Here is a 7,367-nt window from a genome sequence, read left to right on the forward strand (position 1 = left end):
GGCGATCAGGCAAACAGGGCGCCGACGAGCAGCGCGAGAAGCAAGGCAATAATGGCCAGCCAGCGGTTTTGTTGAAGCTGGGCGGCGATCAGGCGATCGATTTGCGGTTGCAGGTCGGCCCTGGCCGGCCGGGCCAGGGCCTGATGGACCAGGCGCGGCAATTGCGGGATGGTGCGGGCCAAATACGGGGCTTCCTGTTTGAAGCTGCGGATCAATCCGCGCCAGCCGATTTGCTCGCTCATCCAGCGTTCGAGGAAGGGCTTGGCGGTGGTCCACAGGTCGAGTTCCGGGTCGAGCTGGCGACCGAGGCCTTCGATGTTGAGCAAGGTCTTTTGCAGCATGACTAGTTGCGGCTGAATCTCGACGTTGAAGCGGCGCGAGGTCTGAAACAGGCGGAGCAGCACCTTGCCGAACGAGATGTCCTTGAGCGGCCGGTCGAAGATCGGTTCGCAGACGGCGCGGATGGCGGCCTCGAACTCGTCAACCCGGGTGTCTTTGGGCGCCCAGCCGGATTCGATGTGGGCTTCGGCGACGCGCTTGTAGTCGCGGCGGAAGAAGGCGAGGAAATTCTGCGCCAGGTAGTTCTTGTCGGAATCGGTCAGCGTGCCGACGATGCCGAAGTCGAGCGCGATGTAGCGGCCGTCGGGGGCGACGAAGATGTTGCCGGGGTGCATGTCGGCATGGAAGAACCCGTCGCGGAAAACCTGGGTGAAGAAGATTTCGACACCGGCTGCCGACAGCTTGGAGAGGTTGATGCCTTCGGCGCGCAGCTTGTCGGTCTGCGAGATCGGCGTGCCCTTCATGCGTTCCATGACCATCACGGTCGACGTGCAGAAATCCCAGTAAATCTCGGGGACGATGAGCAGCCTGGAGTCGGTGAAATTGCGCCGCAACTGTGAGGCATTGGCCGCTTCGCGCATGAGGTCGAGCTCGTCGCGCAGGTATTTGGCGAATTCGGCGACCACTTCGCGCGGCTTGAGTCGCTTGCCGTCGGCCCATAGCTTTTCGAGCAGCATGCCCAGGTTGTCCATGAGCGCCAGATCGTGCTCGATGACCGAGAGCATGTTGGGGCGCAAGACCTTGACGGCGACTTCATGGCCGCCGTCTTCGGCGTGCAGCTTGGCGAAATGGACCTGGGCGATCGATGCCGAGGCGATCGGCGTCGGGTCGAATTCGGCAAAAACTTGGCTGGCCGGTCGACCGTAGGCCTTTTCGATTTCGGCTAGGGCGAGATCGGAGGCGAAAGGCGGGACGCGATCCTGCAGCTTGGCCAGTTCGTCGGCAATGTCCATCGGCATCAAGTCGCGCCGGGTCGATAGCACCTGGCCAAACTTGACGAAAATGGGCCCGAGCGATTCAAGGGCGAGGCGCAGGCGAACGGCACGTGGCGCGGACAGGTCGCGCCAGAATTGCAGGGCGTTGGCAAGGCGCACCAGGCGACCGCTCGGCTCGTGTTCGAGCACCATCTCGTCGAGGCCGAAACGGCTGGCGACGGAGGCGATCTTGAGCAAACGAAGGAGACGCATGTGGACAGTAAACGCCGGTCGGGCCGGGCAATTCGCTAAACGAGCATGTTAACACGCCAACGGCGGTTGCGCCCCCGTGATTTGTGAGTGTTTGAGTCTGGCCGGGTGGGGCAAACTATCTTGCAATGAGGTCTGGGCTATAGGATAAACTCAACGGCCAAGCCTGCCGGTGTCATGCTCAGCCACCCGAGTTATCCGAAGCGTCGATGAACGAACCGAAACATCCCTCCGATATTGCCCGCGAGGCGCTTATGCGCCTGGCGACCCGTCAATTGGCGCCGACGCCGGCCAATTACCAGGCTTGTTATAACGAAATCGCCAATCTCCCAAATGCGGCGGCGTTTCCGGACGCCGAGTTGCGGGAGTTGCTGGGCGCGTTGCCGGCCCGCAACACGGCGCAGGAAAAACAGTTGGACAAGCTTTCGGCGGCCATTGCCAAACGCAGTTGGTCGGGGGTCAAAGCGTCGTTGGCTGCATTTACCCAGGCTGGCGAATCCCGCATTCATGAAGGTGCGCTGCTCGCCCAGCCGCCTGCCTTGCCGGGTGAGCTGGCCGGCAAGCTGGCGCGTTTCGTCGAAGGCGTCCTGCCGGCGCTCGGCGAGGAAGACTCCCGCGTGCTCAGTGTGGCCGGCGAGCTGCTCCTGTTGTTGCGGCAGCCGACGGTCGATATTGTGCGGGTGCAGTCGCTCTTTGGCAGCCTGGCGCACCAGGCCGTTTTCGCGGCGGAGGAGCAGGTCGAGATCAAGGGCTCCCTGCTCAAGTTGCTGCACCTGATTATTGAAAATATCGGCGAATTGAGCACGGACGACAATTGGCTCAAGGGGCAGATCGATGGACTGCTGGCCAGCGTGGCGCCGCCCTTGACCTTGCGTCATCTTGATGAAATGGAACGGCGCCTGCGCGACGTCATGGAGAAGCAGGGCCGCGCCAAATTGCGTTCGGTCGAGGCGCAGGCAGAAATGCGCCAGATGCTTGCCGAGTTTATCGAGCGTTTGAGCGTGATGAACAAGTCGAGCACTGACTTTGAGGGGCGGATCGAAGCTAGCGCCCGCCAGATTGAACAGACCACCCGTATCGAAGACCTCAAACCCTTGCTCGACGACGTCATCGCGGCAACGCATGCGATGGTTGCGGAAACAGCAAGCTCGCGCGAGCAGTTGAAGCACTTGCAGGACAAGGTGGTGGTGACCGAGGCGGAGCTCATTCACCTGCACCAGGAGCTGGATAGTGCCAGCGCGCTGGCGCGCCATGATCCGCTGACCGATGCGCTCAATCGCAAGGGGCTGGACGAGGCCCTGGAGCGTGAGGTTTCAAGCGTGCGGCGCAAGGAAACGCCGTTGTCGGTCAGCCTGCTCGATATCGACAATTTCAAGCGCTTGAATGATCGTCTTGGCCATGAGGCAGGCGACCGCGCGCTGGTCCATTTGGCCGATGTGGCCCGGCGCAATATGCGGCCGAGCGATACGCTGGCACGCTATGGCGGCGAGGAGTTTGTTGTGCTCATGCCGGAAACGACTCTTGAGCAGGGCATCGAGGCCATGGCCCGCCTGCAGCGGGAGTTGACCAAGGCGATCTACATGGCGGGGAACGAGAAGATTCTGATTACCTTCAGTGCCGGGGTGGCTCAGCTGACTGCCGACGAGTCGGGGACCGATGCCATCCGGCGGGCCGATCAGGCCATGTATCTGGCCAAGCGCGCCGGCAAGAATCGCGTGATGGGCGGCTGACGGCCGATTTGCCGGTGTCCCTGAGTCACGGTTTTCCGCCCGTGGCCGATCCGTCGGCCCGCCTGCTCGTCCTCGGCAGCCTGCCCGGCAAGGCTTCGCTGGCGGCGCAGGCGTATTACGCCAACCGGCAAAATGTTTTCTGGCGAATCATGGGCGATCTGCTCGGTGCCGGGCCGGAACTGCCTTACGGGCAGCGTCTCGAAAAACTTCGTGCGGCCGGCATCGCGCTGTGGGACGTGATTGCAGCCGGCGAGCGTCCGGGTAGTCTGGACTCGAATATTGTCAAGGCCTCGGTTCGCGTCAATGATTTTTCGGCCTTTTTTGCCGTTCACCGTGGGATTGGTCGCATTTTCTTCAATGGTGCCGCGGCCGAAGCGACTTTTCGTCGCTATGTGCTGCCCGGCCTGCCCGGCGAAAGGCCGAAATTGATCCGCCTGCCGTCGACCAGTCCGGCCCATGCGACAAGCAGCTACGCCGACAAGCTCGCGGCCTGGTCGGCGATTGTCGTGCCGGTCAATAAGTAGGCAGCGGCAGCGTATAATCGCCGTTTTGCATTTTTGCCCCACGAATCAATGTCCCTAGACGTCAAAACCCAGCTGTCCGCCCTGTTGCAACAGGCGCTGGCCAGCGTTGCGCCGAGCGCAACCGATACCCCCATTCAACTGGAACGCCCGCGCGATCCGACGCACGGTGACTTCGCGACCAATCTGGCCATGCAGTTGGCCAAGGCGCTGAAGAAGAATCCGCGTGAAATCGCCCAGCAACTGGTCAACGAATTGCCGGTCTCCGCGCTGGTCACCAAGGCCGATGTGGCCGGGGCCGGGTTCATCAATTTCACCCTTGATGCCGGCGCCAAGACGCGTGTCGTCAAGGCCGTGCTGGCCGAAGGCGAGAATTTCGGGCGGTCCACGCTGGGTGGCTGGCAGAAGGTGCAGATCGAGTTCGTCTCGGCCAATCCGACCGGGCCGTTGCATGTCGGCCACGGTCGCGGCGCGGCATATGGCGCTTCCTTGTCCAACCTGCTGACTTTTGCCGGCTGGGATGTGACGCGCGAGTACTACGTCAATGACGCCGGCCGGCAGATGGACATCTTGGGCTTGTCGACCTGGCTGCGCTACCTCGAGCAGAACGGCGTCGACGTCCCTTTCCTGCCCAATGCCTATCAGGGCGACTACGTGCGCGATATGGCCAAGCAAATGAGCGCCGCACATGGCACCCAGTTCGTCCGCCCGGCGGCCGACGTGCTGGCCGGAACGCCCGGCTTGCCGGAGGCCGAGCGGGCCGACGACGAGGCCAAGCGCCAGCGCGACCAGCATCTTGATGCCCTGATCGCCAACGCCAAGACCTTGCTCGGCGCCGACTGGACTTACGTCCATCAACATGCCTTGTCCGAGCAGTTGGCCGATTGCCGCGACGATCTCGAGCAGTTTGGCGTCCATTTCGACGTCTGGTTTTCCGAGCAGGCGCTGTTCGATACCGGTCTGGTCGCCCGTTGCGTCGATCGGCTCGAAAAGAACGGCCATCTGTACGTGCAGAATGGCGCCCGCTGGTTCAAGTCGACCGCCTTTGGCGACGAGAAGGACCGCGTTGTTCAGCGCGAGAATGGCCTCTACACCTATTTCGCTTCGGACATCGCCTACCACCTGAACAAGTTCGAGCGTGGTTTCGACAAGGTCATCAATATCTGGGGTGCCGATCACCACGGCTACATTTCCCGCGTGAACGGTGCGATCACGGCGCTGGGGCTGGATGCCGGCAAGTTGCAGGTGGCGCTCGTCCAGTTCGCCGTGCTTTACCGCAATGGTCAGAAGGCATCGATGTCGACGCGTTCCGGCGAGTTTGTCACCCTGCGCGAACTGCGTGGTGAAGTCGGCAATGATGCCTGCCGTTTCTTCTACGCCCTGCGCAAATCCGACCAGCACCTCGATTTCGACCTCGATCTGGCCAAGAGCCAGACCAACGAGAATCCGGTTTATTACATCCAGTACGCCCACGCCCGCATCTGTTCGGTGGTCAATCAGTGGGCTGCTGCGAATGGTGCTGACTTGGCGACGCTGGCCGATGCCGACCTGTCGCTGCTCAGCAACCCGCGCGAACTGGCCATCGCCAGCAAGCTGACCGAGTTCCGCGACCTCATCGAAAACGCCGCCCGCGAACTGGCGCCGCACCTGATCGCCTTCTATCTGAAAGATCTGGCCGGCGAATTCCATGGCTGGTACAACGCCGAGCGCATGCTGGTCGACGATGCCGCCCTGCGCGATGCCCGGGTTGCGCTGGCCATCGCCGTCCGCCAGACGATACGCAACGGTCTGACCATGCTCGGCGTTAGCTGTCCGGAATCCATGTAAGGAAGTCCCATGAGTCGCGATATGAAGCCCCGCAAGACCTCGCCGGCGAAAAAGAAATCCGCCGGCGGCACGCTGGTTGGCATGTTCATCGGCCTGGTCATCGGTATCGGTGTGGCGGCGGGCGTCGTCTGGTATCTCAACAAGTCGCCGCTGCCTTTTGTCGAAAGGGTGCAGCCGCCGGCCCGGGCTGACGCGGCCAATGGCAAGAATGGTCAGCCGAGCCAGCCGCTGGCCCTGCCCGGCAAGCCGGGTGACCCGATCCCCGAAAAACGCTTCCAGTTCTACGATATTCTGCCCGGCAAGGCTGATGCCGTGCCCGACAAGGCGCCCAAGCCGGACGCCAGGAAGGAAGCGCCGAAGAAAGACGAGGCCAAGAAGGACGAGCCCAAGGAATCGAAGACACCGCTCTTCCTCCAGGCCGGTTCGTTCAGCACGGCACAGGATGCTGACAACCAAAAGGCCAAGCTGGCGTTTATGGGTATAGAGGCCGTTGTCCAGCAGGTGATGATTCAGGACAAGACCTTCTATCGGGTTCGTGTTGGCCCCTACACGAAGATCGACGAATTGAACAAAGTCCGTGCCGAGCTTGCCAAATCCGGCATCGAAGCCCAACTAGCCAAATAGGAGTAGCGAATGAAGGATGCCCGTCGCCGTTTTGTCGGTTCTGTTTTTGCCCTGTTTTTCGGGTTGACCGTAGCACTGCCGTCTTTTGCTCAGGGCGCCGCCTACACGCCGATCAGCCCGGCCCAGCCGACTGAGGACGCGGCAAAAATCGAGGTGCTTGAGTTTTTCAGCTACGGTTGCCCGCACTGCGCCGATTTCCATCCGGTGCTGACCGCTTGGGCGGCCAAACAGCCGGCCGACGTGGTCGTCAAAAAGGTGCCGATCACCTTCGGGCGCGCGGCCTGGGCCAATATCGCCAAGCTCTACTACACGCTGGAAATCACCGGTGACCTGCCTCGTCTTGAAGGCGACGTATTCCGGGCCATTCATGGCGAGCGGGTCAATCTGTTCGACGAAAGAACGCTCACCGAATGGGTCGTCAAGAAGGGCGTCGATGCGAAAAAATTCGGTGAAACCTTCAATTCCTTCGGCGTCATGAGCAAGGTCAAGCGCGCCGACCAGATGGCGCAGGCCTACCGGATCAGTGGCGTACCGGCGTTGGCCGTCGAAGGCAAGTTCCTGATCGGCGACATGGGCTTCAACGAGAAGCTGGCCGTTGCCGACAAGCTGATTGCCAAGGCGCGCAGCGAGAAGTCTGGCAAGAAGTAATTGTCCCTGAAGGTCTTTATCACGGGCGCCTCGTCGGGAATCGGCGAGGCGCTTGCCGTTTACTACGCCGCTCAGGGCGCGACCCTGGGCCTGGCGGCGCGGCGAAATGAGTTTCTTCAGGCGCTGAACCAGCGTCTGGGCGGACAGCACGCCTGTTACGCGCTGGATGTCCGCGATGCCCCGGCCCTCCATGCCGCCGCTACCAATTTCATTGCCCGTTTTGGCGCCCCGGACATCATCATCGCCAATGCCGGCGTTTCGGCCGGCACGCTGAGCGAGTTTGAGGAAGACCTCGAGGTCTTTCGTCGGCTCATGGATACCAACGTTTTCGGCATGGCGGCGACCTTCGCGCCATTCATTCCGGCGATGAAGGCGGCTGGCGACGGTAGAAAAATGCAGCGCCTGGTCGGCATCGCCTCAGTTGCCGGCATTCGTGGTTTGCCCGGCGCCGAGGCCTATTCGGCCTCGAAGGCGGCGGCCATTGCCTATCTGGA

At 61.8% G+C, this 7,367-nt stretch carries 7 protein-coding genes; 6 read left to right on the forward strand and 1 reads right to left on the reverse strand.

Annotated elements, in window-relative coordinates:
* Positions 1-5 precede the first annotated feature (5 nt).
* Positions 6-1,526, reverse strand: coding sequence for a ubiquinone biosynthesis regulatory protein kinase UbiB (gene ubiB, locus ADADOO_RS17015; RefSeq protein ID WP_511278703.1), 1,521 nt, complete (start codon positions 1,524-1,526; stop codon positions 6-8).
* 206 nt (positions 1,527-1,732) lie between these two features.
* Here ubiB and ADADOO_RS17020 point away from each other — a divergent pair, with 206 nt between their 5' ends.
* The 6 genes from ADADOO_RS17020 to ADADOO_RS17045 all read left to right on the forward strand — a co-directional run.
* Complete coding sequence (locus ADADOO_RS17020; RefSeq protein ID WP_511278704.1) at positions 1,733-3,253, forward strand: GGDEF domain-containing protein; 1,521 nt, start codon at positions 1,733-1,735, stop codon at positions 3,251-3,253.
* Between the two features lie 14 nt (positions 3,254-3,267).
* Positions 3,268-3,777 (forward strand): DNA-deoxyinosine glycosylase, encoded by a 510-nt coding sequence (locus tag ADADOO_RS17025; RefSeq protein ID WP_511278705.1) that lies wholly within the window; start codon positions 3,268-3,270, stop codon positions 3,775-3,777.
* A gap of 48 nt (positions 3,778-3,825) precedes the next feature.
* The gene (argS, locus tag ADADOO_RS17030; RefSeq protein WP_511278706.1) at positions 3,826-5,601 is read left to right on the forward strand and encodes an arginine--tRNA ligase; all 1,776 of its coding nucleotides are present in this window, start codon (positions 3,826-3,828) and stop codon (positions 5,599-5,601) included.
* Positions 5,602-5,610: 9 nt separating this feature from the next.
* The gene (locus ADADOO_RS17035) at positions 5,611-6,225 is read left to right on the forward strand and encodes an SPOR domain-containing protein (RefSeq protein ID WP_511278707.1); all 615 of its coding nucleotides are present in this window, start codon (positions 5,611-5,613) and stop codon (positions 6,223-6,225) included.
* A 9-nt stretch (positions 6,226-6,234) separates the two neighbouring features.
* Positions 6,235-6,873 carry a thiol:disulfide interchange protein DsbA/DsbL gene (locus tag ADADOO_RS17040; RefSeq protein ID WP_511278708.1) on the forward strand — a complete coding sequence of 213 codons (639 nt, stop codon included), beginning with the start codon at positions 6,235-6,237 and terminating at the stop codon, positions 6,871-6,873.
* Positions 6,874-7,367, forward strand: a 494-nt coding sequence (locus tag ADADOO_RS17045) for an SDR family NAD(P)-dependent oxidoreductase (protein WP_511278709.1), incomplete at its 3' end; no start/stop codon positions are given.

The organism is Azonexus sp. (assembly GCF_036170495.1).
GTDB lineage: Bacteria > Pseudomonadota > Gammaproteobacteria > Burkholderiales > Rhodocyclaceae > Azonexus.

Bases quoted from the DNA above. Each gene is read 5' to 3' on its own strand.
- ubiB (WP_511278703.1), bottom strand. From the start codon at position 1,526: ATGCGTCTCCTTCGTTTGCTCAAGATCGCCTCCGTCGCCAGCCGTTTC.
- ADADOO_RS17040 (WP_511278708.1), top strand. From the start codon at position 6,235: ATGAAGGATGCCCGTCGCCGTTTTGTCGGTTCTGTTTTTGCCCTGTTT.
- ADADOO_RS17020 (WP_511278704.1), top strand. From the start codon at position 1,733: ATGAACGAACCGAAACATCCCTCCGATATTGCCCGCGAGGCGCTTATG.
- argS (WP_511278706.1), top strand. From the start codon at position 3,826: ATGTCCCTAGACGTCAAAACCCAGCTGTCCGCCCTGTTGCAACAGGCG.
- ADADOO_RS17035 (WP_511278707.1), top strand. From the start codon at position 5,611: ATGAGTCGCGATATGAAGCCCCGCAAGACCTCGCCGGCGAAAAAGAAA.